32 protein-coding genes are annotated in these 26,648 nt (G+C 59.2%); 21 read left to right on the top strand and 11 right to left on the bottom strand.

Annotated elements, in window-relative coordinates:
- Nucleotides 1–63: 63 nt before the first annotated feature.
- The 4 genes from secF to KUL93_RS00565 form a co-directional block, all read right to left on the bottom strand.
- A complete protein-coding gene (secF, locus tag KUL93_RS00580) occupies nt 64–996 on the bottom strand; it encodes a protein translocase subunit SecF (protein ID WP_217125184.1) in 933 nt (310 codons plus the stop codon).
- Between the two features lie 12 nt (nt 997–1,008).
- Entirely contained in the window at nt 1,009–2,847 is a 1,839-nt protein-coding gene (secD, locus tag KUL93_RS00575; protein ID WP_217125183.1) for a protein translocase subunit SecD, read from the bottom strand.
- Between the two features lie 19 nt (nt 2,848–2,866).
- Nucleotides 2,867–3,196, bottom strand: coding sequence for a preprotein translocase subunit YajC (yajC, locus tag KUL93_RS00570; protein ID WP_249419154.1), 330 nt, complete (start codon nt 3,194–3,196; stop codon nt 2,867–2,869).
- 76 nt (nt 3,197–3,272) lie between these two features.
- Nucleotides 3,273–3,758, bottom strand: a complete 486-nt coding sequence (locus KUL93_RS00565; protein WP_217125182.1) for an Lrp/AsnC family transcriptional regulator — start codon at nt 3,756–3,758, stop codon at nt 3,273–3,275.
- Between the two features lie 115 nt (nt 3,759–3,873).
- Here KUL93_RS00565 and ipdC point away from each other — a divergent pair, with 115 nt between their 5' ends.
- The 5 genes from ipdC (at nt 3,874) to rfbC (ending at nt 9,174) form a co-directional block, all read left to right on the top strand.
- Nucleotides 3,874–5,502 carry an indolepyruvate/phenylpyruvate decarboxylase gene (gene ipdC / locus KUL93_RS00560; protein WP_346731605.1) on the top strand — a complete coding sequence of 543 codons (1,629 nt, stop codon included), beginning with the start codon at nt 3,874–3,876 and terminating at the stop codon, nt 5,500–5,502.
- Between the two features lie 108 nt (nt 5,503–5,610).
- Nucleotides 5,611–6,693, top strand: a complete 1,083-nt coding sequence (gene rfbB, locus KUL93_RS00555) for a dTDP-glucose 4,6-dehydratase (protein ID WP_217125180.1) — start codon at nt 5,611–5,613, stop codon at nt 6,691–6,693.
- Complete coding sequence (gene rfbD / locus KUL93_RS00550; protein ID WP_217125179.1) at nt 6,690–7,634, top strand: dTDP-4-dehydrorhamnose reductase; 945 nt, start codon at nt 6,690–6,692, stop codon at nt 7,632–7,634. The genes rfbB and rfbD overlap by 4 nt, the downstream gene beginning before the upstream one ends.
- 17 nt (nt 7,635–7,651) lie before the next feature.
- Nucleotides 7,652–8,602: a glucose-1-phosphate thymidylyltransferase RfbA gene (rfbA, locus tag KUL93_RS00545; RefSeq protein WP_217125178.1), complete on the top strand. Its 951-nt coding sequence runs from the start codon at nt 7,652–7,654 to the stop codon at nt 8,600–8,602.
- Nucleotides 8,603–8,622: 20 nt separating this feature from the next.
- Nucleotides 8,623–9,174 carry a dTDP-4-dehydrorhamnose 3,5-epimerase gene (gene rfbC / locus KUL93_RS00540; protein WP_119334841.1) on the top strand — a complete coding sequence of 184 codons (552 nt, stop codon included), beginning with the start codon at nt 8,623–8,625 and terminating at the stop codon, nt 9,172–9,174.
- Nucleotides 9,175–9,184: 10 nt separating this feature from the next.
- Here the strand turns inward: rfbC and KUL93_RS00535 are convergent, their stop codons facing one another.
- Entirely contained in the window at nt 9,185–10,501 is a 1,317-nt protein-coding gene (locus KUL93_RS00535) for a M23 family metallopeptidase (RefSeq protein WP_217125177.1), read from the bottom strand.
- A 164-nt stretch (nt 10,502–10,665) separates the two neighbouring features.
- On the opposite strand from KUL93_RS00535, the gene KUL93_RS00530 reads away from it, so the two are divergent.
- Nucleotides 10,666–10,869 (top strand): cold-shock protein, encoded by a 204-nt coding sequence (locus tag KUL93_RS00530; RefSeq protein ID WP_119334843.1) that lies wholly within the window; start codon nt 10,666–10,668, stop codon nt 10,867–10,869.
- A 102-nt stretch (nt 10,870–10,971) separates the two neighbouring features.
- On the opposite strand, the gene rpmG is transcribed toward KUL93_RS00530, so the two are convergent.
- The 3 genes from rpmG to radC form a co-directional block, all read right to left on the bottom strand.
- Entirely contained in the window at nt 10,972–11,139 is a 168-nt protein-coding gene (rpmG, locus tag KUL93_RS00525; RefSeq protein WP_119334844.1) for a 50S ribosomal protein L33, read from the bottom strand.
- A gap of 13 nt (nt 11,140–11,152) precedes the next feature.
- Complete coding sequence (gene rpmB / locus KUL93_RS00520; protein WP_119334845.1) at nt 11,153–11,389, bottom strand: 50S ribosomal protein L28; 237 nt, start codon at nt 11,387–11,389, stop codon at nt 11,153–11,155.
- Nucleotides 11,390–11,455: 66 nt separating this feature from the next.
- Nucleotides 11,456–12,139 (bottom strand): RadC family protein, encoded by a 684-nt coding sequence (gene radC, locus KUL93_RS00515; RefSeq protein WP_119334846.1) that lies wholly within the window; start codon nt 12,137–12,139, stop codon nt 11,456–11,458.
- 24 nt (nt 12,140–12,163) lie between these two features.
- Between radC and coaBC the strand changes: the two genes are divergently transcribed.
- The 7 genes from coaBC (at nt 12,164) to KUL93_RS00480 (ending at nt 17,909) form a co-directional block, all read left to right on the top strand.
- Nucleotides 12,164–13,429: a bifunctional phosphopantothenoylcysteine decarboxylase/phosphopantothenate--cysteine ligase CoaBC gene (gene coaBC, locus KUL93_RS00510; protein WP_217125176.1), complete on the top strand. Its 1,266-nt coding sequence runs from the start codon at nt 12,164–12,166 to the stop codon at nt 13,427–13,429.
- Entirely contained in the window at nt 13,410–13,871 is a 462-nt protein-coding gene (gene dut, locus KUL93_RS00505; RefSeq protein ID WP_346731602.1) for a dUTP diphosphatase, read from the top strand. Before coaBC ends, dut begins: the two co-directional genes overlap by 20 nt.
- Nucleotides 13,868–14,362, top strand: a complete 495-nt coding sequence (locus KUL93_RS00500; protein ID WP_217125174.1) for an NUDIX domain-containing protein — start codon at nt 13,868–13,870, stop codon at nt 14,360–14,362. The genes dut and KUL93_RS00500 overlap by 4 nt, the downstream gene beginning before the upstream one ends.
- A 66-nt stretch (nt 14,363–14,428) precedes the next feature.
- A complete protein-coding gene (locus tag KUL93_RS00495; protein WP_217125173.1) occupies nt 14,429–14,947 on the top strand; it encodes a NapC/NirT family cytochrome c in 519 nt (172 codons plus the stop codon).
- Between the two features lie 50 nt (nt 14,948–14,997).
- A complete protein-coding gene (locus KUL93_RS00490; protein WP_217125172.1) occupies nt 14,998–15,939 on the top strand; it encodes an ankyrin repeat domain-containing protein in 942 nt (313 codons plus the stop codon).
- 83 nt (nt 15,940–16,022) lie between these two features.
- Complete coding sequence (locus tag KUL93_RS00485) at nt 16,023–16,625, top strand: c-type cytochrome (protein ID WP_217125171.1); 603 nt, start codon at nt 16,023–16,025, stop codon at nt 16,623–16,625.
- Between the two features lie 15 nt (nt 16,626–16,640).
- Nucleotides 16,641–17,909, top strand: coding sequence for an NAD(P)/FAD-dependent oxidoreductase (locus tag KUL93_RS00480; protein WP_249419153.1), 1,269 nt, complete (start codon nt 16,641–16,643; stop codon nt 17,907–17,909).
- 63 nt (nt 17,910–17,972) lie between these two features.
- Here KUL93_RS00480 and KUL93_RS00475 read toward each other — a convergent pair whose 3' ends face one another.
- Genes KUL93_RS00475 through KUL93_RS00465 form a run of 3 tightly spaced genes read right to left on the bottom strand, consistent with a single transcriptional unit; the run spans nt 17,973 to nt 20,250 of the window.
- Entirely contained in the window at nt 17,973–19,106 is a 1,134-nt protein-coding gene (locus KUL93_RS00475) for an anthranilate phosphoribosyltransferase (protein WP_217125170.1), read from the bottom strand.
- A 26-nt stretch (nt 19,107–19,132) separates the two neighbouring features.
- Nucleotides 19,133–19,555, bottom strand: coding sequence for a S24 family peptidase (locus KUL93_RS00470; protein ID WP_217125169.1), 423 nt, complete (start codon nt 19,553–19,555; stop codon nt 19,133–19,135).
- Nucleotides 19,552–20,250, bottom strand: coding sequence for an iron-containing redox enzyme family protein (locus KUL93_RS00465; RefSeq protein WP_217125168.1), 699 nt, complete (start codon nt 20,248–20,250; stop codon nt 19,552–19,554). The genes KUL93_RS00470 and KUL93_RS00465 overlap by 4 nt, the downstream gene beginning before the upstream one ends.
- Before the next feature lie 188 nt (nt 20,251–20,438).
- On the opposite strand from KUL93_RS00465, the gene dsrA reads away from it, so the two are divergent.
- The 8 genes from dsrA to dsrK all read left to right on the top strand — a co-directional run bounded on the left by dsrA (nt 20,439) and on the right by dsrK (nt 26,621).
- A complete protein-coding gene (gene dsrA / locus KUL93_RS00460; protein ID WP_217125167.1) occupies nt 20,439–21,755 on the top strand; it encodes a dissimilatory-type sulfite reductase subunit alpha in 1,317 nt (438 codons plus the stop codon).
- Between the two features lie 67 nt (nt 21,756–21,822).
- On the top strand, nt 21,823–22,911 hold the full coding sequence (gene dsrB, locus KUL93_RS00455) for a dissimilatory-type sulfite reductase subunit beta (protein WP_217125166.1): 1,089 nt from the start codon (nt 21,823–21,825) through the stop codon (nt 22,909–22,911).
- Nucleotides 22,912–22,928: 17 nt separating this feature from the next.
- Nucleotides 22,929–23,288, top strand: a complete 360-nt coding sequence (tusD, locus tag KUL93_RS00450) for a sulfurtransferase complex subunit TusD (protein ID WP_217125165.1) — start codon at nt 22,929–22,931, stop codon at nt 23,286–23,288.
- Nucleotides 23,289–23,298: 10 nt separating this feature from the next.
- Nucleotides 23,299–23,658 (top strand): sulfurtransferase complex subunit TusC, encoded by a 360-nt coding sequence (tusC, locus tag KUL93_RS00445; RefSeq protein ID WP_217125164.1) that lies wholly within the window; start codon nt 23,299–23,301, stop codon nt 23,656–23,658.
- 13 nt (nt 23,659–23,671) lie between these two features.
- Nucleotides 23,672–23,968, top strand: coding sequence for a sulfurtransferase complex subunit TusB (gene tusB / locus KUL93_RS00440; RefSeq protein ID WP_217125163.1), 297 nt, complete (start codon nt 23,672–23,674; stop codon nt 23,966–23,968).
- A 27-nt stretch (nt 23,969–23,995) separates the two neighbouring features.
- Nucleotides 23,996–24,331, top strand: coding sequence for a TusE/DsrC/DsvC family sulfur relay protein (locus KUL93_RS00435; RefSeq protein WP_217125162.1), 336 nt, complete (start codon nt 23,996–23,998; stop codon nt 24,329–24,331).
- Between the two features lie 41 nt (nt 24,332–24,372).
- The gene (locus KUL93_RS00430) at nt 24,373–25,086 is read left to right on the top strand and encodes a respiratory nitrate reductase subunit gamma (RefSeq protein ID WP_217125161.1); all 714 of its coding nucleotides are present in this window, start codon (nt 24,373–24,375) and stop codon (nt 25,084–25,086) included.
- A 2-nt stretch (nt 25,087–25,088) separates the two neighbouring features.
- Nucleotides 25,089–26,621, top strand: a complete 1,533-nt coding sequence (gene dsrK, locus KUL93_RS00425) for a sulfate reduction electron transfer complex DsrMKJOP subunit DsrK (RefSeq protein ID WP_217125160.1) — start codon at nt 25,089–25,091, stop codon at nt 26,619–26,621.
- Nucleotides 26,622–26,648 lie beyond the last annotated feature (27 nt).

The following is a 26,648-nucleotide window of genomic DNA, read 5'->3' as shown; positions in this document are numbered from 1 at the left end:
GAGCAGGCTGCGTTGTTGCGTCATTGGGGTCGCTGCATGGGCAGCGACCTTTTTTTGCGCGGTTCAGACGACCGCTTCTTCTTTCTTGCGTTCCGGCTTGATGAGGCTTTCGCGGGTGACACCAAACCACATCAAGAGTGCCGACGAGACGAAGATCGACGAATAGATTCCGAAGAGAATGCCGATCGTCAATGCCAGCGCAAAATAGTAGAGCGTCTCTCCGCCGAAGAGAAGGATTGAGAGCACCATCGCCAAGGTGCTGCCGTGGGTGATCACGGTGCGGGACATCGTCGAGGTGATCGCATGGTCAAGGAGCGACGCGGTAGAGACCTTGCCGCGGCTTGCGCGCATCTTTTCCCGCACGCGGTCGAAGATCACCACGGTTTCGTTGACGGAATAGCCGAGCACGGCAAGTACCGCAGCCAGTACCGGCAACGAAAACTCCCATTGGAAGAGCGCAAAGAAACCAAGAATGATCACCACGTCGTGCAGGTTGGCGATGATCGCCGCTACAGAAAAGCGCCACTCGAAGCGGATCGCCAAATAGATCATGATCCCGATCACGACCAAGACGAGCGCGATTGCGCCGTTTTCCGCAAGTTCACGTCCTACTTGGGGGCCGACGAATTCCACGCGGGTAACTGTGATCTCAGGCAGGTGCTTGGCAAAAAGGGCGCGTAGGTTGTCTGCGACTTCATCAGGGGGGAGCTCATCGTGTCGCGCCAAGCGCACGATCGCTGCTTTCGTCGAGCCGAAATGTTGCACCTGCGCTTCGGGAAAACCGTTTTGCACAAGGGTTTCACGCAGCGGCGGCAGTGTGATCGACTGTTCGCTATGGATTTCGACCAACGTCCCCCCAGTGAATTCGATCGAGAGGTTGAGGCCGCGGACGATCAAACTGCCCACCGCAACCAGGAAAAAGAGGAGCGAAATGGCGTTGAAAATGGGCGCAAAGCGCATGAAGGGGATGTCGGCACGAGGACGAAAGAGTTCCATGGTCGAGACCTTTCAACCGATTCGAATACGCGAAATGCGTTTGTTGCCGCCGTAGATCAGATTGACCAGCCAGCGTGAGACCAGAACGGCGCTGAAGATCGAGGTGAGGATACCCAGGACATGGACCACTGCGAATCCACGTACCGGACCCCAGCCGAAAATCAGGAGCGCCAGACCGGCGATCAGCGAGGTGACGTTCGAGTCCAAAATGGTATCGAACGCGCGATCATACCCCGCGGCAATCGCCAATTGCGGGGAGACACCCGCGCGCAGCTCTTCACGAATCCGCTCGTTGATCAGCACGTTGGCGTCGATCGCCATCCCCAGCGTGAGCGCCACGGCTGCGATACCCGGTAGGGTCAGCGTGGCTTGAAGTAGCGAAAGGAGCGCGATCAGCAACACCAGGTTCACAAAGAGCGCGACCACCGAAACGATACCGATCACCTCATAGTAGACGATCATGAAAAGGGCGATCGCCAGGAAACCGTAGAGCGTGGCATTGACCCCGCGTTCGATGTTCTCTTTCCCTAGGCTCGGCCCGATCGTGCGCTCTTCGACGATCCGCATCGGGGCGGCAAGACTCCCCGCACGCAACAACAACGCGATGTCACGCGCTTCTGCCGTCGTCATCGCGCCCGAGATCTGCACGCGACCGCCGCCGATCTCCGTTCGGATCACCGGGGCGGTGACCACTTCGGCAACCCCGCGGTCGATCAAAAGGATCGCCATGCGTTTGCCGACATTTTCACGGGTGACGTCGCGAAAGATCCGGGCGCCAGCCGCATCGAGTGTGAGGTGGACCGCCGGTTCTTGCGTCTGGCTGTCGAACCCGGGTTGTGCATCGGTCAGCCGCTCACCCGTGAGAACCACGTCGCGCTTGACGAGAATGGGACGACCGTTGCGCTCGGTGAGCAGCTCCGTTCCCGGCGGAACACGACCCGCGAGTGCCGCTTCGAGCGCGCCGGGGGTGTCGTCGACCAGGCGCACTTCCAGGGTCGCGGTGCGTCCCAAGATGTCTTTCGCTTTGGCCACGTCTTGCACGCCCGGAAGTTGCACGACGATGCGGTTCGCCCCTTGCTGTTGAATCACCGGTTCGGCAACGCCCAGTTCGTTGATGCGGTTGTGCAACGTGGTGATGTTTTGTTTCAAAGCGAATTCGCGGATTTTCTGTTCCGCGCTGGGTGTCAGCCGCGCGATGAGGCGCGTTTCGTCGCCGTTTTCTTGGAGGTCGATGGCGAGCTCGAGAAACGTTTTCGTCAGTACCGTGCGCGCCTGTTGTGCAGTGGTGGGGTCCGAGAAACGGGCAACGATCGTATTGCCTTGGCGGGCGATACCCAGTGACCGAATCCGCTCGGAGCGTAGCGTGGACCGGATGTCCGCAGCGAGCGCGTCGAGCCGCTGCGCAATCGCCCCTGCCATATCGACTTCCAAGAGAAAGTGGACGCCGCCCCTAAGGTCGAGCCCTAGGTACATCGGTTTCGCGCCGATCGCCAATAACCACTTCGGTGCGCCGGGCAGGAGGTTCAGCGCTACGATGTAGCGCGGTTTTTTGGGATCGGGATTGAGCGCTGCGTCGATGAGGTCACGCGCTTTGAGTTGCGTTTCGGTTTCGGCGAAAAGGATCCGAAGTCCATCGGGGTCCCGTTCGAATCCGGTGGCTTCGAGGTGCGCGGAAGCGAGCGTTTCCCGAATGCGCGCCTCTACGGGCGCGGCGTCCCACGGAGCGCCCGCTTTGATCGGCGCAACCTGGACCGCGGGGATTTCACCAAATAGGTTGGGGAGCGCGTAAATTGCCCCAACGATCACCACGAGGACGATCAGGACACTTTTCCACAGCGGATAGCGGTTCATAGACGCAGCGCTTTCACGATCAGAGGTGTTTGACGGTGCCTTTGACGAGGACGGCGAGGATCGTCGGTTTTTGCACCACCACTTCGACCCCTTTGGCGATCTCGACCGTGACGAACTGGTCGTCGATCGCCCGGACGATCCCGATGATCCCACCTTGGGTGAGTACCTCATCGCCGACTTTGAGCGCTTCGAGCATCTGTTTGTGCTCTTTGGCGCGTTTCATCTGGGGACGGATCATCAGAAACCAGATGACCACGAACATCAAGATGAGCGGAAGCAGCTGCATCAACCCACCGGTGGGGTCGGCGGTAGCGCCTGCGGCTTGCGCGTAAGCGTTAGTGATCCACATCAGAACAACTCCTACGAAAAAAGCCCATTGTATCACTGCATGCGGTGCGGGTTGGCAGACGACCGCGGTGGCCTGTTTACCGGTGGACGAGCGCAAGCGGTAGTTCCGTGGTCTCTTTGACGCCTTGGAGACGGATGTGGGTTTCGATTCGCGCCACGCCGGGTAGGCGCAAAACCGATTCCCGGACGAAGCGACCCAAGGTTTCCAGGTCGGGGGCGACGATTTTCAACCAGTAGTCGGCACTGCCGGTAATCGCGTGGCATTCGACGATGGGGGGTAGCAGCGCGACGGCGCGTTCGAACGCTTCAGGCCGGGTGGCGCTGTGGCGCTCCAGCCAGAGCGACGCGAACGCAACCACCCCAAACCCCAACCGCGCCCCATCGAGAATCGCTGGGGTCGCTTTGATGAAACCGCGTCGTTCGAGTTGTTGTTTGCGCCGGGCGACTTGCGACGGCGAAAGCCCGACCGCTTCACCGATCGCAGCCAGCGCGTGCGTCGCGTCGCGTTGCAGGAGGCGCAAGATTTCCCAATCGACGGGGTCGAGCAATTCTTTTGCGTTCATATTGGGGAAAACAAAAATTTTGTGCGAATTTTAGCCCGATATTGTCGATCATGCGAATTTTTTGTCCGACGATTGCGCGATAATGACGCACCACATCCAAAAGGAGGCCACTGCGATGAACCTCACCACAGCGTTACTGCACGCACTCAAAGCCAATGGCGCCAAACAGATCTTCGGGATTCCGGGCGATTTTGCCTTACCCTATTTCAAGATCATCGAAGAGACCGGCATTTTGCCCCTCTATACCTTTTCTCACGAACCGGGCGTCGGTTTCGCTGCCGACGCAGCCGCGCGGTACCACGGCGGGTTGGGCGTTGCGGCGGTGACCTACGGCGCAGGGGCGCTCAACATGGTCAATGCCGTTGCGTCGGCGTATGCGGAAAAATCGCCGGTTGTCGTAATCTCCGGTGCGCCGGGGGCGCATGAAGCCAGTTCTGGGCTCTTTCTCCACCATCAGGCAAAGACGCTCGATTCGCAATACCGAATCTATCAAGAGATCACCTGCGACCAGGTGCGTCTTGACGATCCCGGAACGGCCCCCAAACAGATCGCGCGGGTGTTGGCCAATTGCAAACGCCATTCGCGCCCCGTTTATATCGAGATACCCCGCGATCTTGTCGCGGTGCCGTGCGACCCCGTTCCGGCGTTGCCCGAGGCGACGGTCGACCCCGAAGCGATCGCTGCGTGTGCCGACGAAGTATTGGCGCGACTCAAACAGGCCAAGCAGCCGGTTTTGCTGGTAGGTGTCGAAGTGCGGCGCTACGGTGTCGAGCAAGCGGTTGCGAAACTTGCCGCCCGCTTGGGCATTCCCGTCGTGACCAGCTTCATGGGGCGCGGCTTGTTGGCCGACGCCAATGCGCCCCTTTTGGGGACTTACATGGGGATCGCCGGGGATCCCGAGATCACCCAGTTGGTCGAGGAGAGCGATGGCCTGTTGTTGTTGGGCGTGATACTTTCGGACACCAATTTCGCCGTTTCGCAGAAACGGATCGATTGGCGGCGAACGATCCATGCCTTCGACGGTGCCGTTCGGGTGGGGCACCATCACTACCCCAACATTCCGCTCGATCGCCTGATCGATGCGTTGCTTGCGCGCACCCCAGATCGAGGGAATCGCTTCCAACCGGCACAACGGCAATATCCGACTGGGCTCAGCGCCGACGACGGCGAGATCACCCCGCAGGCGATCGCAACGGCGGTGAACGATTTGATGACCACCCATGGGAAGGTGCCCCTTGCTGCGGACACGGGCGATTGCCTCTTTACCGCGATGGATATCGTCCACACCGCGATGGTAGCGCCGGGTTATTACGCGACGATGGGGTTTGGGGTTCCGGCGGGGCTTGGGATTTGTGCCTGCGGCGAACGTCCGATCATTCTGGTCGGGGATGGCGCGTTCCAGATGACCGGATGGGAGTTGGGGAACTGCCGCCGTTACGGCTGGGATCCCATCGTGATCGTGCTCAACAACGCCAGTTGGGAGATGTTGCGGGCGTTTCAGCCGGAGTCGCACTTCAACGATCTCGACGACTGGAACTTCGCGGCAATGGCGGCAGGGATGGGCGGCGATGGCATGCGGGTGCGCTCCCGGCGCGAACTGAAAGCGGCGTTGGATCGCGCGTGGCGGACACGTGGGCGCTTCCAATTGATCGAGGCGATGATTCCCCGCGGCGTGATGTCGCCGACGTTGGCCCGTTTCGTCGCGGGCGTCAAGCGCCTGAGCATGCCGAAAAGCGCAACGTAGCCGAGCAGAGCGCAGGCACGGCGGGGTTGCCGTTTACTCGGATCGTCGCATTCCTTGTCGCTCGGTCGGTTGCGGTACAATTTCCCCTTTCCGAAGGGGAAACGGGCAATGACGATTTTGGTCACGGGTGGCGCGGGCTTCATCGGCAGCAATTTTGTCTTGGATTGGCTGGCAGAGCGGGATGAGCCCGTGGTGACGCTCGATGCGCTGACCTACGCGGGCAATCTCGAGAACCTCGCGCCCGTCCTCGACGATCCGCGCCATACTTTCGTAAAAGGGGATATTGGCGATTCGGCGCTGCTCCAACAGCTTTTGGCCTCACACCGGGTTCGCGCGATCGTCCATTTTGCCGCCGAATCGCACGTCGACCGCAGCATTCTTGGGCCAGAGGCGTTCGTCCAGACGAACGTCGTGGGCACTTTTCGCCTCCTCGAAGCAGCGCGCCACTATTGGCAGCAACTGCCTCTTTCGGAGCAGGAAGCGTTTCGTTTCCTCCACGTCTCCACCGACGAAGTCTATGGCACGCTCGAACCAGACGACCCGCCCTTTACCGAGACAACCCCTTATGCACCCAATTCCCCCTACGCGGCGAGCAAAGCGGGGTCCGACCATCTGGTGCGGGCCTACCACCACACCTACGGATTGCCGACGCTCACCACCAACTGCTCGAACAACTACGGGCCGCGGCAGTTTCCCGAAAAGCTGATCCCGCTTTGTCTTTTGCGCGCGCTTGCGGGCGAGCCGCTTCCGATCTACGGCGATGGGCAACAGATCCGGGACTGGCTCTACGTCGGTGACCATTGCGCCGCGGTGCGGCGCGTGCTCGATGCCGGTACGCCAGGTGAGACCTACAACATCGGCGGGTGGAACGAGCAGACCAACCTTGCGGTGGTCACCGAGCTCTGCACTTTGCTGGATCGCCTGGCCCCGCGTGGGGATGGCCGCTCCTATCGCGATCAAATCACCTTTGTTGCCGATCGGCCCGGTCATGACCGCCGCTATGCGATCGACGCGCGCAAAATCGCATGCGAACTCGGTTGGCAACCGGCGGAATCGTTCGCAACCGGCCTCGAAAAAACGGTGCGCTGGTATCTTGTCCATCGCGATTGGGTCGAGCGGGTGCAAAGTGGCGCCTACCGCGATTGGGTTCGCACGCAATACGGCGCGCGGCTATCCCAGGAGGGGCGATGAGCCGTTTGCGTGTACTGCTTTTGGGTGCCAACGGCCAGGTCGGTTGGGCGTTGCGACCTCGGTTGGCGCTCGACTACGATCTGGTCGCGCTCGACCGGCAGGCGCTCGATCTGAGCGACCTCGACGCGCTGCAAGCGCGCCTTGACGCCGAGCGTCCTGCCGCGATCGTCAATGCCGCGGCGTATACGGCAGTCGACCGTGCCGAACGCGAGCCCGAACTGGCGTATCGTTTGAACGCGGCGGTGCCAGAACGGTTGGCGCGCTGGTGCGCGGCAAACCACGCGGCGCTCTTGCACTATTCCACCGACTACGTCTTCGACGGGTGCCGCAACCGCCCCTATCGCGAGACGGATACGCCGTCGCCACTCAATACCTATGGGGCCAGCAAACTGGCGGGCGAGCAGGCGGTGTTGGGCAGTGGTGCTCGTGCCGTCGTTTTGCGTGTTTCCTGGGTCTATGGCGTGCACGGCAACAACTTTCTCAAAACGATGCTGCGCTTGGCGCGGACCCGTGACCAATTGGCCGTGGTTGATGACCAAATCGGCGCGCCGACGAGTGCGGAATTGATCGCCGCAGTCAGCGAACGGTTGCTGACTCGGTTGCTCACAGTCGGTGATCGCGCCGCTCATGCACCGTCGCCGTCACCCGATCGCGTGCCACCGCTGCTGCACCTCGCGCCGAAAGGGGCGGTGAGCTGGTTTGGTTACGCGCGCTTTCTACTGAAATGCGCAGCGCAATATGGGTGGCCGCTGCGGGTGCACCCGGACGCCATTCGCGCCATTCCGAGCACCGACTACCCGACACCAGCACCGCGCCCGCGCAATTCGCGGCTCGCCACCGATTTGCTCGAACAGACCCTGGAGGTGACGCTTCCCAGTTGGGAGACGGACGTTGCCCGCACCGTCGAAGCGCTGGTGCAATGCTGCTCCCTCAGTGGATGACCTGAAGGAACGAGACGATGACATTATCCGTACCAACCGATTCGGCTGCCACTGTTGCGGTGGGGTTGCCGTATGCGTTCGAGCGGCGAACCAGCCAACGCAAAGGGATCGTCCTGGCGGGGGGGTCCGGAACGCGACTCTACCCCAGCACGTTGGCGGTTTCCAAACAGCTGTTGCCGCTTTACGACAAACCGATGGTCTACTATCCCCTCTCGACGCTGATGTTGGCGGGAATACGCGAAATACTCCTCATTTCGACGCCGCAAGACACGCCGCGCTTTGCGCAACTCTTGGGCGATGGCAGTCAATGGGGGATCGCGTTGCATTACCACGTTCAGCCGAAACCGGAAGGGATCGCGCAGGCGCTGCTGTTGGCCGAAGCGTTTCTTGCAGGTGCGCCTTGTGCGTTGGTGCTCGGTGACAACGTCTTCTACGGGCACGATCTGCAAACGCTCCTCTTTTCTGCCGATATGCGTGAAACGGGTGCTACGGTCTTCGCGTACCACGTCACCGACCCGCAACGCTACGGCGTCGTGGCGTTCGACCAAGCGGGGCGCGCGATCGATATCGAAGAAAAACCGGCGCGGCCGAAATCGTCTTACGCCGTGACCGGGCTCTATTTTTACGATGGGTCGGCGAGTGAGCGCGCCAAAAGGCTTCGTCCCTCGCCGCGTGGGGAGCTCGAAATCACCGATCTCAACCGCAGTTATCTTGCCGATGGCACGCTGCACGTCGAAGTGATGGGGCGCGGGTATGCGTGGCTCGATACCGGAACGCACGATTCGCTGCTCGACGCCGGCCAGTTCATCGCCACCATCGAACGGCGACAAGGTCTCAAGATCTCTTGCCCGGAAGAGATCGCTTGGCGGCAAGGGTGGATCGATGAGGAGGCGCTCTTGGCGCAAGCCGAGCGGCTCGGCAAAAGTGGCTACGGCGCGTACCTGCGCCGGTTGCTGCAGCGATTGTGAACGGACACAAGGAGTTTGGGATGCGCATCGTTCCCACCGCACTTCCCGAGGTGCTGCTGATCGAACCCGTCGTGCATGGCGACGAACGGGGGTACTTCTTCGAAGCGTTTCATCAGGCCCGTTTCGAAGCGGCGCTGGGGTATCGGGTGACCTTCGTCCAAGACAACGAATCCCGTTCGAAGCGCGGGGTGCTGCGGGGGCTCCATTATCAGTTGCCGCCGCACGCGCAGGGTAAGTTGGTTCGATGCGCAGAAGGGGCAATCTACGATGTGGCCGTCGATATTCGCAAAAGCTCGCCCACGTTTGGTCAGTGGGTGGGGGTGGAATTGTCGGACACCAACAAGCGGCAGTTGTGGATTCCACCGGGTTTTGCCCACGGTTTTCTCACGCTTACGGACTTTGCGCGCTTGCTCTACAAGGCGACCGATTACTACGCGCCGGAATACGACCGCGCAATCGCTTGGAACGATCCCCAGTTGGCGATCGCGTGGCCCGAACTCGACGTCCCGTTGATTATCTCAGAAAAGGATCGCCGAGCGCCACGCTTTGCCGATGCCGAACGGTTCGACTGAGCGCGCGTGATCATCCCTTTGGTTGGGATGGCTGCGCTCGCTGTTGCGTTGCAACCAATTCGGGGCGGCGCGCAACCGCTGCCAGTTGGGTCAGCGTGGATCGCGTCTGCTCGAGAAACCGCGCCAACTCCGCTTTCGGTAGCGGCTCGGGTCCAGGGAGGCGAACGGTTTGGGGGTTGTAGGGTTTACCGCCGATGCGTACCTCATAGTGGAGATGCGGACCCGTGACGCGCCCCGTCGCGCCCGAGTACGCGATCACTTGGCCCTGTTGCACTTTCTGTCCAGGCGCAAGTCCGTTGGCATACGCGGAGAGGTGCCCGTAACGGGTCTCGTAGCCGTTGCGGTGCGCGAGGATCACCAGTTTCCCGTATCCGCCTTTCCAACCGAGGAATGTGACGCGCCCGTCCGACGCGGCCAAAACAGGCGTTCCGGTCGCGGCAGCCAAATCGACGCCATAATGGTTTTTCATGCCGCCGGTTACTGGATGTTCCCGCAGACCAAATTGAGAGGTGACCCGGGTGAATTTGAGGGGGTAGCGCAAGAAACCGCTCCCCAGCGCTTTGCCGTCGGGGGTATAAAAGCCTGTTTCACCGTCTCGGTTGGTGTAGCGAAGAACCCGGTAGGTTTTACCCTGATTGGTGAATTCGGCGGCGACGATATCACCGACAGTTTTGTTTCCCAACGCGTCGATCGACGTCTCGTAGAGCACGACGAACGCGTCGCCTACACGCAAGTCGCGGGAAAAATCGATTTCGGTCCCGAAGACTTCCGCCAAACGGCTCGCGATTTCGTAGGGCAGCCCGATTTCGTCGGCAGTGGCGAAAAGAGACGACGAGATCACGCCTTCCCGTGCTTCAAGGAACGTGGTCGTGTCGCTGGAGTCGGCGTTATTTTTGACCGCAAAACGGTCACCGTCGCGTTCGATGGTCACCCGTTCACCGTGGGTGAGCGGAAGTTGTAGCGCAAAGACTTTGCCGGTTGGGTCCAGTTTGAGCGTGACCGTTCCGTTGCCCAAAAGGCGGCGATGGATCGGCTGGGCTTCCGGTGCCGCCAGCGCGTAATCGATCAATTCGGGGTCGTTCGCGCCGATTCGTTCCAACAATTCACTGAGTGTCTCTCCTTGTTGAACGCGGTCTCGGATCACAACCGGGGGGAGGGATGGCTCAGCGGCCGGGTGGAGAGAAATCGGGGGTAGCGAGGCGATGACCTCTTGCGGTGAGGGTGCCGTGCGGTTGGGATCGATTGCCGCAACGGCAAGACCCAAAGTGACGAATGCACCGGAAAGGGCGAACCAAAAAGGGGGGCGCAGCCAAATCGTTCGTTTCATCGCCTCCTCCGTTTTTCCTTTGCGCAGAATGCATCGAATTGTAGCGCATTTTTTTGTTGACATTGTGCGGGAAAGCGCGTATCGTGGAACCCGTGCTGCCGTGTTGCAGCACAAGCGAAGAGGGCTCTGCCCTGATTGATTGATGTTTGTAAGGAAGTAAAGCAATGGCAACAGGTACGGTTAAGTGGTTCAATGATTCCAAAGGCTTCGGGTTCATTACCCCGGACGAGGGCGGAGATGACCTCTTTGCGCATTTCTCCTCGATCAACATGCCCGGGTTCAAGACCCTCAAAGAGGGTGATCGCGTGCGCTTCGAGGTGACGCAAGGCCCCAAAGGTAAGCAGGCGTCGAATATTCAGAAAATCTGAGTTCGATACTGCCCTGGGCAGCAAAAAACCACCCGGAAGGGTGGTTTTTTTATGCTGTCCCGATCGCTGAAATGCCGACCGGGAGGCAAAGTACCGAAATGATTACTTCAACTTGGTCTCTTTGAACAGCACGTGTTTCCGGGCTTTCGGATCGTATTTTTTCAATTCCATTTTGCCCGGGGTGTTCTTTTTGTTCTTCGTCGTGGTGTAGAAATAGCCGGTACCGGCTGTGGATTCCAGTTTGATTTTTTCGCGGGCAGCTTTTGCCATGATGCGCTCCTAATCAGATCTTTTCGCCACGGGCGCGCAGTTCGGCAAGAACCGCATCGATCCCTTTCTTGTCGATCGTGCGCAGCGCCGCGTTGGAAACGCGCAGGCGTACCCAGCGGTTTTCCGCTTCGCTCCAGAAACGACGGTAGTGCAGGTTCGGCAAGAAGCGCCGTTTGGTTTTGATGTTGGAGTGGGAGACGTTGTGTCCCACCATCGGGCGCTTACCCGTCACTTGACAGACTCGAGCCATTGCTTTTGCTCCTCGAATTCCGATGAAACGCGGAATGTACCATAATTGCGCGTTTTTTTGCAAGAATCAGGTGGGGTCGAGCCATCCATGCTCGGCAAACGAAACGGCAGTGTCGCGGGTGACTAGGAAATGGTCGAGCAAGCGAACGTCGATCAACCGCAACGCGTTCTGGAGCCGCTGCGTCACCGCGATGTCGTCTCGACTGGGCACCGCGTGGCCGCTTGGGTGGTTGTGTGCGACGATCACGGCACTGGCGTTGAGCGTGAGCGCCAATTTCGCGACTTCACGGGGATAGACCGCCGCTTCGGCTACCGTGCCCCGAAAAAGGGTTTCGCTCTTGAGCAAGCGGTGACGCTGATCCAGTAGCAGTACCAGAAAGGATTCGTGGGGGAGCCCCCCGATTTGTAACCGCAGCCAATCCTTGACGGCTTGCGGCCGCTCGAAAGCTGGGACGGCTTGGGCTTCCTGCCACAACGCCCGGCGCGCCAGTTCCAGTGCCGCGAGCAGTTGCGCCGTTTTCGCCGGGCCGATACCTGGCATCTGGGCAAGCTGTTGGGGTTCGCAGTGAATGAGCCGAGCGATGCCGCCGAACGCGGCGATCAAGTCGCGCGCCAAATCCACGGCACTCTTGCCGCGTACGCCAACCCGTAGGAAAATCGCCAACAGTTCGGCATCGCTCAGAGCCTGCGCACCACGCGTCAAGAGTTTTTCGCGCGGGCGTTCCGCTTCGGGCCAATCGCTGATCGACATCGACAAGAGGAGCGAATTTCGACGATGGACAATCTTACCGCAAATGAAGGGCGCAACAGGGCGAAACCGCCATTCGTGCGCGGCGCGCGGATCGTATTGGCGGTGACCGGTGGGATCGCAGTATACAAAATTGCCGAAGTGGTCCGCCGGCTCGTCGACCGTGGCGCAACGGTCGACGTGGTCATGAGCGACGCGGCAACCCGGTTCGTCACACCGCTCACTTTTCAAGCGCTTTCTGGGCGGACGGTTTGGACCGATTTGTGGGACGGACGCGCCGAAGACGCGATGGCGCATATCGATCTGACGCGTGGTGCTGCGCTGATGGTCGTTGCACCTGCTACCGCCGACCATTTGGCGCGCTTCGCCCAAGGTCGTGCCGACGATTTGGTGAGCACTTTGGCGCTGGCGCGCACCTGTCCGCTTGCGGTAGTGCCCGCGATGAACCAGGCGATGTGGCACCACCCCGCTACCCAACGCAACGTGGCGCAACTGCAAGCGGACGGAGTTGCCATTTGGGGGCCAGCGGTTGGCGCCCAGGCGTGCGGAGAGGTCGGTGCCGGGCGGATGATCGAACCGCACGAAATCCTTGCGCGAATCGAAGCGGCACTCGCGCCCAAGTGGTTTCAGGGCAAGCGCGTCGTGCTCACGGCCGGGCCTACGTACGAGCCGATCGATCCGGTTCGCGTCCTCACCAATCTGAGTTCAGGCAAGATGGGCTTCGCGTTGGCCGAAGCCTTTGCAATGGCGGGCGCCGAGGTGACGGTGATCGCCGGTCCGACGGCGTTGCCGACCCCATGGGGGGTGACGCGTGTCGACGTCGTGACTGCAGAAGAGATGCGTTCGGCGGCGCACGAATATGCTGCGAACGCGGATATTTTCATCGGGGTGGCGGCGGTAGCCGACTACCGGCCGGAAACCCCGCAGGAGCACAAGATCAAGAAGTCCGCGGCGACGCTGACCCTCACGCTTGTCAAAAACCCCGATATCTTGGCGGAAATCGCTGCGTTGCCCAACGGGCCCCTCTGTGTCGGGTTTGCCGCGGAAAGCCGCGATTTGGACCACTACGCCGAGTGCAAACGCCGTGAGAAAGGGTTGTCGTTGGTGGTGGGAAATCTTGCGCAGGAAGCGCTGGGACAAGATGAGACGCGTGTCGTCCTCTATGACGATTTTGGATGCCATCCCGTGCCGGCCGGGAACAAGTCCGAAGTGGCGTGGGCGATCCTTGCCCACCTCAAACGCATGATCTCGGTTCGTGATGAGGGAGCTGCCAGTGAAACCACACCGTCGTAAAGTAGCGATTCGTTACCTCGACGAACGGATCCGGAAAAACCCACCCCATTACGCATCGGACGGTGCTGCTGGGCTCGATCTGCGCGCCGCGATCGCGGCACCGCTCATTTTGGCGCCCGGAGCGAGCGAACTCGTACCCACGGGAATCGCAATCCACCTCGCAGATCCCACCTTGGCGGCGATGATCCTGCCGCGCTCGGGGTTGGGGCACAAGCACGGACTGGTTCTGGGAAACCTAGTCGGTTTGATCGACTCCGACTATCAGGGTGAAATTTTGGTCTCGGTCTGGAATCGCGGGCAGCAGCCCTTCGTGATCGAACCGTTGATGCGCATCGCGCAGCTTGTCGTCGTCCCCGTGGTGCAGGTCGAATGGGATGAAAGCGACGCCTTTCCTCCGACGGACCGCGGCGCCGGCGGGTTCGGCAGTACAGGAAGCCAATGATGCAAGGTGGCGCGCCTGGGGGTGCCCGAGGCATCCCGACAGCGGTTCAGGTGCTGCTCCTGAACCCGAAAAAAGAGGTGCTCTTTCAACTGCGGCGTGGAACCGGTTTTTTCGACGGTTACTGGAGTCTACCCGGAGGGCACGTCGAACCCGACGAATCGTTATTCGCTGCCGCGTGTCGTGAGCTTGCCGAGGAGCTCGGCATCACGGTACAGGCGGAAGATCTGCGCCCAATCGGTGTGATTCACCGCCGTTCCGACACCAACCGGATCGAATTCCTTTTTGCCCTGACGCATTGGGGAGGGACACCCGCACGCTGTGAACCCCACCGTGCAGAGGCGCTGCGATGGCTACCGCTGGATGCCCCCCCGTCGCCTTTGGTTCCCTACTTGGAAGCGATTTGGCCCAGGCTCGGGCGAGAGTGGTTTTTCGAATGGGGGTGGGAGTTTTTGCGGTGCAGCACAAGTGATGGCGTCCATTTCTTGACATAGCGCAATTTCTTTATACAATCATGCTCATCATGGTATAATGTCAATCTATATCCACTAGGTGCTCCGATGAAGAAATGGCTTTTTGGCGCGGCGCTTTTTGCCTCGGGCGCTGTAGCGGTTGGCGCTGTCAACACCTTCTTCGAATACACGAATACCACAGAGTTTTGCACCTCCTGTCATACGATGCAATGGAACAAAGCGGAATGGATGGAGACTGTCCATTTCAAAAACCGGGTCGGTGTCCAAGCCGAGTGTGCTGATTGCCATGTGCCCAAGGAGTTTTTCCCCAAGGTCGCCGCAAAGATCATCGCGGTGAAAGATATCTACCACCACCTGATCGGCACCATCGACACCAAGGAAAAGTTCGAAGCCCACCGCTGGACGATGGCCAACCGGGTGTGGGAGAAAATGAAAGCGACCAATTCACGCGAATGTCGCACCTGCCACGAATTCGCCGATATGGACCTTGCGGTGCAAGGGCGTTCGGCGCGGCGCAAACACGAAGCGGCGGCGATGGAAGAGAAGACCTGCATCGACTGCCATCAGGGGATCGCGCACCGTTTGCCCAAAGAACCTGAATCGTGAGATCCTAAAAGCTACGGGGATCACTAGGGGATCAGAAAGGAGCAGGAGCAATGAGGCGCTGGTTGACGCGAATTGCATTGGGGCTGTTGTTCTCTTCGATCACACCAGCGCTTCAGGCGTTGTCAACCGAAGAGAAGGCGCTCTTTGACGCGGCGCAGTTGGGAGACGCTCGCGCGGTGCAGCGCCTGTTGGCAGCGGGGGTTTCGGCAAAAACGCAGGGCGCGTTCGGGGTGACGCCATTGATGTACGCTGCTGAAAGCGGTGACTTGGAAACGGTCAAAATCCTTCTCGATGCTGGTGCCGACATCCACGCGCGCTGTACGGTTGGGCGCACGGCGCTCTTTTATGCGATCGAATCGGGGCGTATCGAAACGGCTGCGTTCCTCATCGAAGCGGGCGCAAAAGTAAACGTCAAATCGCGAAGCGGTGTCACTCCGCTGGTTCTTGCGACGGAGCGGGGGTACTACCAGTTGATCGGCCTATTGCTCGCGCGCGGCGCCGACCCCGACAGCGCGGATCGCCATGGCATTACCGCGTTGATGCGCGCTGCGGAAAAGGGGGATCTCAAAGCGGTCGAACTGCTCGTAAGCGCAGGGGCTGATCTCGACCTGCGCGATCGCCAAGGACTCTCCCCGCTCCACTATGCGGCGCAAGCTGGGCGTTTGCATGTCGTACACTGGATGCTCGACCACGGCGCGCGGGTTGATGTTGTCGATGACGCGGGGCAGACGCCACTTATCCTGGCTGCAGCAAAAGGGCATATTCATACCGCTGAGGTGTTGCTCGACCGCGGCGCCGATATCAACCATCAGGACATCGACGGTCGAACGCCGTTGATCGCAGCTACCGAAAGCGGTCGGATCGAAATCGTGCGGTGGCTGGTGTCGCGCGGTGCCGCTGTGGCGGTGCGTGACCGCAACGGGATGGATGCGCTTGCGATCGCTAAAAAGCGGGGTTATGATGAACTTGCTCGCTTATTGCAAGCGCCATGAGGATTCGTCGCGCCGAACCGAATGCTCGACGCGATGAAGTGAGGGGCCCGTTTTGGGGACGTTGGGTAACACGAGAGGAGACGATGATGAAGCAGTTCAAACCGTTCGTGTTTGGGGCGGCTGCGGCTTTAGCCTTAGCGCTAACGCCGCAGGCAGACGCAGTCGAGGTCGATGATGCGCAGGTTATGGCCAATACCTGCGCGGGGTGCCACGGTCCCGATGGCTCGAGCCGTGGTCCTGCTGCACCAACCATCGCAGGGATGAGTCCGGAGATTTTCATCGATGCGATGAAGGATTATCGGGAGGGGAAGCGTCCCGGCACCATCATGCCCCGTATCGCTAAGGGCTACACCGATGAACAGATCAAACTGATGGCGGAATATTTCGCGAAACAGCCGTTTATGCGTTTCGCGCAACCGCACGACGCTCAATTGGCGGCGAAAGGGGCGAAATTGCACGAGCGCTACTGTGAAAAATGCCACGAAGAGGGCGGCAAAGCGAGTGCCGAAGCAGGGGTGCTTGCGGGACAGTGGCTGCCGTACCTCCATTATCAGTTAGAAGATTACCTTGCAGACAAACGCGCATATCGAGAAAAGAACATGCAGAAGCGGCTCAGCGAGCTTATTGAAAAAGAGGGGCAAGAGGGGCTCAAAGCAGTGCTTCATTTCTACGCGAGTCAGAAATAACGGAGGAGGACGAAGATGAACCGGATGCATCGTCGTACATTTTTGCAGGGACTGGGGGCTGCGGTTGCGGTGGGAGCCGTTGGCGCGCCGTCGCTTGCGCTGGGTGCCGCAAAGAAAGTGGTGATCGTCGGTGGTGGCACAGGCGGGGCAACCGCTGCGCAGTATCTGCGCCGTTACGACCCCTCGATCGAGGTAACTTTGATCGAACCCAACAAAGAGTATTACACCTGCTATTTCAGTAACCTAGTGATCGGTGGATTGCGCTCGCTCGACTCGATTCGCCATACCTATGACGGCTTAGCGAAGCGGGGTGTCAAAGTGGTGCATGACACCGTCACCGCCATCGACGGCACGGCGAAACAGGTCGTCACCGCAAGCGGTCAGAAATTCGCCTACGATCGTTGCATCGTCTCGCCCGGAATCGAACTCGTCTATACCGGCGTCGAAGGCTACAGCCAAGAGGCGGAAAAGGCGATTCCGCACGCTTGGAAAGCGGGAGAACAAACGGCGATCCTCGCCAAACAATTGCAAGAGATGCCTGATGGTGGCCAGGTGGTGATGGTTGCGCCACCGAACCCCTACCGCTGCCCGCCCGGTCCCTACGAACGTGCTTCGTTGATCGCGAATTACCTCAAGCAGCACAAGCCGAAATCGAAATTGATCGTTCTCGACCCGAAAGAGAAGTTTTCGAAGCAAGGGCTTTTCACTGCAGCGTGGAAGAACCATTACAGCGGCATCATCGAACGGTTGGGGCCTGATATGGCCGGCACCAAATTCACCGTCGACGTCAAAACGAAAACCGTGAAGTGCGACGCCGGGGAATTCAAGGCCGACGTCTTGAACATCATCCCACCGCAGCGTGCCGGCAAGATCGCGCAGGTGGCCAGCCTTACCGACGAAAAAGGGTGGTGCCCCGTGAACCAGCACACCTTCGAGTCGAAGCTGGTGCCTGGGGTGCATGTGATTGGCGATGCGGCAATCGCGGGGCAGATGCCGAAGTCTGGCTACGCGGCAAACAGTCAGGCGAAGGTGTGCGCGATGGCGGTTGCGCTTCTGCTCAACGGCAAAGAGCCGCTGAAACCGGCTTATACCAATACCTGCTACAGTTTCATCGCGTCCGATCAGGCGGTATCGGTCGCTGGGATCTATGAGCTCAAAGAGGGTGCGATTGTCGAAATCGCTGGCGGTTTGACGCCCGCCGATGCACCGGAGGCGATCCTGCGTCGCGAAGCGGAGTACGCCGAGTCGTGGTACAAGAACATCATTACCGATATGTTCGGCTGATTTCCTTTTCGCCCGTATCTTTAGCGTAAGAAACCCTCCCGCAGACGCAGGAGGGTTTTTTGTTCAACAGCAGTGGCGGGCAAGAAGCGCAAAGTGGGCCAGCGCCGTTCCGTTTTCAAGCGCCTGCCGAATCCGCATCGCAGCTTCTGCAAACGAAGGCGCGCAACCGCTACCCCAGAGCGCCAGTGCGCCCCCTAAAAGCAGCGCGTCCCACACCGCTCCTTTTTGACCCTTGAGCGCCGCAATGCCCTGCTCGAGCGTTGCCTCTGCAGCGGCATCGACATCAAACTCAGGTTGATCCACTTCGGTTTCGCTGACATCCTCGTCACGGTTGGGCAGTTGCGGGGCCCGAACACACTGCTCGATGCCAATCGCGCGTGGGTCGATCGCAAGCGTTTCCTCGTTGCTGCCATTCCGATAGCGGATCGCGCTACCTTCCTGCCGAAGTGAGGGGACAACGCCTCCTTCGACGCCGCGCACGAGCACCATCTCGGAAAATCCTGCTGCTTTGGCCAGCATCGTGTAAATGCGCGCGTAAGGCGGGTGGACATAGCCGGAGAGGTAACAGGTGCGTTCCCGACCGCGGACCGGCGCAACGACCGTTTCGACCGTTGTGATCGCCGAACGCTTGATCATCGCATTGCGAATGGGTAAAAGGGCATAGAGCGATGGTGCGTAACGGCTCTGGTCGCAATAGCTCCAACCCGCTTCTGTGAGCTGCTGCGCGCACTCCGAGACCGAGTGATCGACTGCGACCCCAGCCAGTGCGAGGACCCGATGGTGGGTGACTCCATGTTTCGGACCGAGATCGCGCACACCGATGCTGAGGGTAGGAAGACCGCAGGCGGCAAGTACCGCTGGGAGAAAGGGGGTAACTGGAAGTGACCGGTTGTAGCCGTCGAAAGGTTCGGCAAGCACCGCTACCATGGGAACCGCTGCGGTGACGGTCTCGGTTTCGGCTAAGCAGCCATCGAGGAGCCCAAGAAACTCCTCGTCGGTTTCCCGTTTCATGCGCAGTGCGATCAGAAAGACAGCCACCTGCACCGGGTCGGCAACGCCACTTAGCGCAGCAGCGAACGCAGCGCGGCACGCTTCTCGGCTGAGGTTCTTCGACAGCGCTGGACCCGTGGCGACTTTCTGGATCGCTTCACGCATGGCCAAGCGCAGTGCCGTAATGTTATCGTTCCGTCTTTCCATCGTACGCTCCAAAAAGGGTGGGAAACCTAACTCTGCGCAACGCCATCCGCATCCGGAAGATACCGCGTGATGAGATGGCGACGACCCGCATGACGTTTCTGGATCACTACCCCACGGACCTGATCTAAGGTGTCGAGCGGGATATCGGGATAAACAGGATTGAGCGGGTGGAGAATCCAGCGAGCTTCATCGGCGCTTTTTCGCAACTGGCGAAAATACCATTCGCCTTCGGCCCAAGCGACGACAAAAGCACCGTCACGCAACAAACCGTCAGGCTCAACGACGATCACGTCGCCATCGCGAAACTCGGGCTCCATACTGTCTCCCAAGACGACGAGCGCAAAAGGTTCAGCGCCCGCACACTGAGAAAAGAAGGGATCCGACGCGGTGGCTGTGGCTTCAGAAGGGGCAGCAACAACTGGAATGGGAATGGGTTTGCCGCGCATCATCGGGCTCCGAAGACGTAGCGCGAAAGACCCTCCATCAAGACCCAGCGGGCGTCTAAGTTATAGCGAACGCCAGCAGCGATGCGTGCCTGACCCTCTGGCGTCGATGCGTGGGGGGTAAGTGCCTGCCGCATCCACTCGCTGTGCGCTTCGTCGATTGTGATGTGGCTGGTGAAGAGCTCGAGCGCTCTCTCTTCGATCTCGGGAATCTGGCGCAGCGCAACGAGAAAGCGACGGTAAAGCGCCGGGATGGGCCATTCCATTGCGATTCCAACCGCAGCAGCGGCAGCCAGCCAGTCGCCGCAACGGGTGTAGGCCATCATCGCGTCAATGTAGAGGCGAACCTCTGGGATCAGGGGTTCGGTTGCCGCCTCGATCGCGGTTTCGTCGCACCCCACACCGCGCAAGAAGCGTCGATAAAGCGCCATATGGGTGGCTTCAGGGTCGCCGTTGCCGTACTCATCAGCCAGAATTTGCGCCAGCGCAAATTGCACGCGCTCATCGGGTGCGATCGCCAGCGCATGCGCCTGGTAGCGGCGGGTGTGCAGGATATGGGCGTAATAGGCCAAAGCAAAGCGTTGGGCGTGCGCACGGTCAAACCCCTGAGCCTGTTCCATCTGCGCAGCAAAACCGGAACAGATCGCAGGGTGGGCAAGGACCTCCTCTTGAAGGTGGTGAAAAAATTGGGTCGCGTCCATCGGCAAACCTGTCAATTCAAATGGCTACGATCAAAAGACAAAACGACGCACCTGCCAATACTCCTTTTAGGTACCGGTTGCATCGCCTTACGGGAGACGTGGTTCTCCATCAAGAGAATGGATAAGCATATGAATAGATCATAAGATAGGAACTGCGTGGAGGTTCCACCCAACACAAGGAGAGAATCATGGCCAAGCCAATGCACCCAACGCCGCTTCTGGACGAACTCGAAAAGGGGCCGTGGCCGAGTTTTGTTACCGGCCTGAAGCGTCTTGCTAAAGACAAAGATCTGGTTGTCGATCTGCTGGGACAACTGGAAACTTCATACGAAACCCGCCTGGGGTACTGGAAAGGGGGAACCGTTTCCGTCTTCGGCTATGGGGCAGGGGTAATTCCCCGCTTTACCGAGCTCAAAGACGAAAACGGTAATCCCAAGTTCCCCGATGCAGCGGAATTTCACACCTTACGGGTCATGCCGCCAGCGGGGATGCACTACAGCACGGAGATCCTGCGCAAGCTCTGTGATATTTGGGAGCGGTGGGGGTCTGGATTGATTGCCCTACACGGTCAGTCGGGCGACATCATGTTCCAAGGATGCACGACGGAAAACGTGCAAAACGCCTGGGAAGAGATCAACGCGCTCGGTTTTGACCTGGGTGGTGCTGGTGCCGCGGTGCGCACATCGATGTCGTGCGTGGGCGCGGCGCGTTGCGAGCAGAGCTGTTATAACGAAGCCGAAGCGCATCGCGCCGTGATCAACAGCGTCTTGAGTTACATCCACCGTCCCTCGCTTCCCTACAAATTCAAGTTCAAATTCTCTGGTTGCCCGAACGACTGCATGAACTCGGTGCAGCGCTCCGATTTTGCGGTGATCGGAATCTGGCGCGACAACATCCAGACAGACGAAGAACTGGCACGGCGCTGGGTGGAAAAGAACGGTGGCAAAGAGGGGGCGATTGCCAACGTCAGCGATTGGGTGGTCAATCGCTGCCCCACCAAAGCGATCCAGCTCAAGCGCGCTAACCAGGTCCGGCAAGGGGATTCGATCAGCAGCGTCCGGTTGACCGACGAATGGGCGCTGGAGATTGACAACCGCGATTGTGTGCGCTGCATGCACTGTATCAACGTGATGACCGGCGCGTTGGCCCCTGGGAAAGACCGAGGGGCGGCGATTCTGATCGGCGGAAAACGGACGCTCAAGATCGGCGACCTGATGGGTACGCTCATCATCCCCTTCATGAAACTCGATACCGACGAAGATCGCCAGAAACTGGTGGAATTTGCGCATAAGGTGATCGAATTCTTCGAAGAGAACGCGCTCGAGCACGAACGGATCGGCGAAATGATCGACCGCATCGGGTTGCCGACATTCCTGGAAGCGATGGGAATCGATCCCGATCCCAATATGGTGATCCATCCGCGCACCAACCCGTTCGTTCGGACCGATGGTTGGGACGAAGAGGTTGCGCGGCTCAAGGCGAAAAAAGAAGTGAAGACAGCGTGATGACGGAGCTGAGGAGAGCGGCGCAGCTCTCCTTGGCAACGAAAACAGCCAGAGCAAGGAGAATCCGATGAGCGAAACGCAAGCGGCGAAGACACCGAAAAAACCGATTCCACATGGGGTTCCGGATCCCAAGCAGTTCATGCATCCGGTTCTGCTGCGAAATATCGGTAACTGGAAGTACCACGATCGCCCCCGTCCCGGGGTCCTCCACCACGTGGCCAAGAGCGGCGATGAAGTGTGGACCGTCCGTGCCGGTACGCAGCGGCAAATGGACGTGTGGACGATCCGCAAATTGTGCGACATCGCCGACCAGTATGGCGACAGCTACATGCGCTTTACCATCCGCTCTAACGTCGAGATGACCGTTGCGGATCCGAACAAGGTCGAACCCCTCATCAAGGCGCTCGAAGAGAACGGGTTCCCGGTTGGTGGCACTGGGAATTCGATGTCGATGGTGGCCCATACCCAAGGGTGGCTCCACTGTGACATTCCGGGCACGGACGCCTCGGGTGTCGTCAAGTCGTTGATGGATGCGCTCTACGATGAGTTCAAAAACGAAGAGCTGCCCAATCGCCTCCACCTCTCGACTTCGTGCTGCGAAATCAACTGCGGCGGGCAAGCCGACATCGCGGTGATCGTCCAGCACACCAAACCTCCGAAAATCAACCACGACCTGGTCGCTAACGTCTGCGAACGCCCTGCGGTGGTTGCCCGTTGCCCTGTTGCGGCGATTCGTCCCGCGCTGGTCAATGGTAAGCCTTCGCTCGAAGTCGACGAAAAGAAATGCGTCTGTTGCGGTGCCTGCTTCCCGCCGTGTCCGCCGATGCAGATCAACGACCCGGTGCACACCAAGCTGGCGGTATGGGTCGGCGGGAAAAACTCCAACGCGCGTGGTCGCCCCACCTTTATGAAGATGGTTGCTGCGGGTCTGCCCAACAACCCGCCCCGTTGGCCAGAGGTCACGGAAGTGGTGCTCAAGATCGTCCGCGCGTACAAGGAAGACGGTCGTCCGTGGGAGCGGGTCGCTGATTGGATCGACCGGATCGGCTGGCCCCGTTTCTTTGAACGGACTGGATTGACCTTTACGAAGTACCTGATCGACGACTACAAACACGCGCGTCAAAGCCTCAACGCGTCGACCCATGTTCGGTTCTAAGTAAATAAGGAGGGAGGATGAATTTTGCGGTTTTGGTCAACGAGGGACCCTATCAGCACGAGGCGGCTGACAGCGCCTATCTCTTTTGTCGCGCCGCAATCGAAGCGGGCCATCGGATCAGTCGGGTCTTCTTCTATCACGACGGAGTGAATAACGCGAACCGACTCTCCGAACCCCCGCAGGATGACCGCAACATCGTTGCCCGCTGGTCAAAACTTGCCGAAGCGCACGGGGTGGATCTTGTCGTCTGTGTCGCGGCTGGGTTGCGGCGTGGCATCAAGGATGAGCTCCTGCCGCCTGGGTTTCGTATCTCTGGCCTAGGGCAGTTGATCGAGGCGGGGATCGAAGCCGACCGGTTGGTCACTTTTGGCGACTGAGGAGCGCGCGATGGCTAAGAAATTCATGTTCGTCAACCGCAAAGCGCCATACGGCTCGATCTATGCGCTGGAAGCGCTCGAGGTGGTCCTCATTACCGCTGCGTTTGAACAAGAGGTCTCATTGGCATTTCTTGACGACGGCGTCTATCAGTTGAAGAAAGGCATGATGCCGAAAGGGATCGAAATGAAGAATTTCGGCCCGTCGTACCGCGCACTCCCCGACTATGACATCGACAAGTTCTACGTGGAGCGCGAATCGATGGAGGCCCGGGGGCTAACCCCAGAAGATCTCTTGGTCGAGGTCGAAGTCCTCTCGGCTCAGGAGCTTGGGCAGTTGATGGAAGCCCAAGATGTCATTCTGAGCTTTTGAAAGGAGCGTGGCGATGTTACACATCATCAACAAATCCCCTTTCGACCGCCCAACGTTAGACACGGTGTTGCGCGTAGCGCAAGGGGGAGCCGCGCTACTCATCGAAGATGCCGTGGTTGCCGCCACGCGAGGGTGCATTGCGGCGAATAAAGTGGTTGAGCTTGCCAAAAAGATGCCCGTCTATGTCCTAGGCCCCGACCTTGAGGCGCGTGGGTTGGCCGATCGGGTGATCGAAGGGGTGCAAGTGGTCGGTTACGACGGTTTTGTCAATCTCGTTGCCGAGCATCGTAACTGCCAAAGCTGGCTCTAAGGTTTTTTTCACAATAGGAGGGTTGTCATGGCCACGATCGAAGTTGCTGGAAAAACGATTGAAGTGGATGAAGAAGGGTACCTCACCAATCTGAGCGATTGGGACGAGGAGGTTGCCGCAGAATTGGCCAAAAAAGAGGGGATCGATATGACCGAGAACCACTGGGAGGTGGTCAATTTCCTGCGCGAATATTACGAAGAGTACCAAGTGGCGCCGCCCATTCGCGTGCTCACCAAAGCGATCGCGAAGAAGCTCGGGCCGGAGAAGGGAAATAGCGATTACCTCTACGAACTGTTCCCTTATGGGCCCGCAAAGCAGGCGTGTAAGATCGCTGGGCTTCCCAAACCGACTGGGTGCGTTTGAACCAAGATAGTGGCTGGGCGTAACGGTGCTGGAGGAGAGTAATGAGCGGACTTTTTTATCTGGCAACGCTCACATTCCTCATCGGAATGGTGTGGAAGATTCTCCAATATGCTCGGACGCCCGCGCCGCTGAAAATCCCTACGACGCCTGCGCCACCCACCTCGGCCGGGGTGGTGGCGAGGCTTGCGCGTGAAACGCTCTTTTTCGAAAGCCTCTTTCGCGCCAACCTCCTCTTGTGGTTTTTTGCGGTTCTCTTTCATGGCGGTTTGGCGCTTGTCTTCATCCGCCACCTCCGCTATTTCGTTGACCCAGTCCCGGCATGGCTGGTGTGGATGCAACCGTTCGGCATCTATGGCGGCATCGCGATGGTTCTCGGCTTGATGGGTCTGCTTGCGCGCCGTTTTCTCATCCGACGCGTTCGCTACATTTCCACCCCTTCTGACTACCTCTGGTTGGTCCTGTTGCTCGTGATCGGCGTGAGCGGGCTGACGATGACCTATGTCGCCCATCCCGATGTCGTTGCGCTCAAAGCGTACATCCAGTCGCTGTGGCACTTCACCCCAGCCCCCTTTCCCGCCGATCCCTTTTTGACGCTTCATCTTCTTGGTTTTTTGGTGTTACTGGCGCTCTTCCCCTTCTCGAAATTGCTGCACGCGCCAGGGGTTTTCTTTTCGCCGACGCGCAACCAGGCCGATGATGCACGTGAACACCGCCATTTGGCCCCCTGGTCTCAATCTGAACTGGAGAGTCAATAAGCATGGCTACGCCAACCGCCGTCCCCACGCTTGATCCGACAACGATCGACCAGTTCACTCCTGACGCAATGGCTGGGGTGCGATCCTTTCCGGCACCTCCCGAGATTCAGGGCGCGATCGGATTTGCTCCGGAACTGAGTGAGGGCTGGGAGGCTCGGGCGATCGCCCGAATGGGGGAACTGCTGCAAGAAAATCGGGCGCTGCGGGTTTTTCTCGATGCCTGTGTGCATTGCGGCGCCTGCACCGATAAGTGTCATTACTATTTGGGGACCAAAGACCCAAAAAATATGCCGGTCGCGCGGCAAGAGCTGCTGCGCAGCGTCTATCGCCGCTATTTTACCTTTGCAGGTAAGTGGTTTCCGAAGCTCGTTGGGGCGCGTGACCTAACCCGTGACGTACTCGACGAATGGTACAGCTACTTTTATCAATGTTCGGAGTGCCGGCGCTGCTCGCTCTTTTGCCCCTACGGAATCGATACCGCTGAAATTACGATGGCAGCGCGCGAAATTCTCAACCATATCGGCTACGGGCAGAAATACACCAGCGAGATCATCGGTAAAGTCCACCGAATCGGCAACAACTTAGGACTGACGGCTCCAGCACTTCGCAATACCCTGGAAGGGCTTGAAGAGGAGTTGAAAGAGGAGACGGGGCTCGATATCCGTTTCCCGCTCGATGAAGCGGGCGCAGAGGTGCTGTTGGTTACCCCTTCTGCCGATTTCTTCGCCGAACCGCACATCTATAGTCTGATCGGCTACGCCAAGGTCTTTCACGCCGCGGGAATCTCTTGGACCTTGTCGACCAAAGCCTCGGAAGCGGGTAACTTTGGCCTCTTCATCGGCAACCATCAGCAGATGCGCAAAATCGCGCACCGCATCCGCGACGCCGCGCTCGATCTGGGTGTGAAGCGGGTGGTGGTTGGCGAATGTGGCCACGCCTGGCGCGTTGCTTACAGTTTCTGGAATACCCTGATTGGCGTGGGATCGGGTGCCGACCCAGATGACCGCTATGGTCATCTGCTGCAAAAGCAGCTCGACCATCGCTATAAGCAGCCGAGCCACATCTGTGAGGTGACGTGGGATCTTCTGCAGCGCGGTGCGATTCAGGTCGATCCGGAAGCCAATGACCATCTTACGGTTACCTACCACGACTCGTGTAACGTGGCGCGCGGTTCCCGTATGGGTGATACCCCCGATGGTGCATTTGAAATTCCGCGCGCGATTATCCGAAAAGTGGCAAACCGTTTCGTCGAAATGGATCCGGCAACGATCCGCGAACGAACCTTTTGCTGCGGGGGTGGCGGAGGGTTGCTCACCGATGACCTGCTCGATGTGCGCATCAAAGGGGCGGCGCCGCGCATGGCGGCCTTGCGCGAGGTGGTAGAGACGCACAAGGTCAATTTCATGGCGACGATTTGTGCGATTTGCAAAGCGCAATTCACGAAGGTCTTGCCTGCTTATGGGTTCAAGATGGGGATGGTGGGGGGCGTTCATCAGTTGGTCAGTAACGCAATCCGCCTAGGACAAAACGGGTAACGCAGTTCCCTATGACAGTGGAGAAGA

It is taken from the genome of Hydrogenophilus thiooxidans (assembly GCF_019049855.1).
Classification (GTDB): Bacteria; Pseudomonadota; Gammaproteobacteria; order Burkholderiales; family Rhodocyclaceae; genus Hydrogenophilus; species Hydrogenophilus thiooxidans.
The sequence above is the reverse complement of the archived record's forward strand: the minus strand, read 5'-3'. Positions and strand labels throughout refer to the sequence as shown.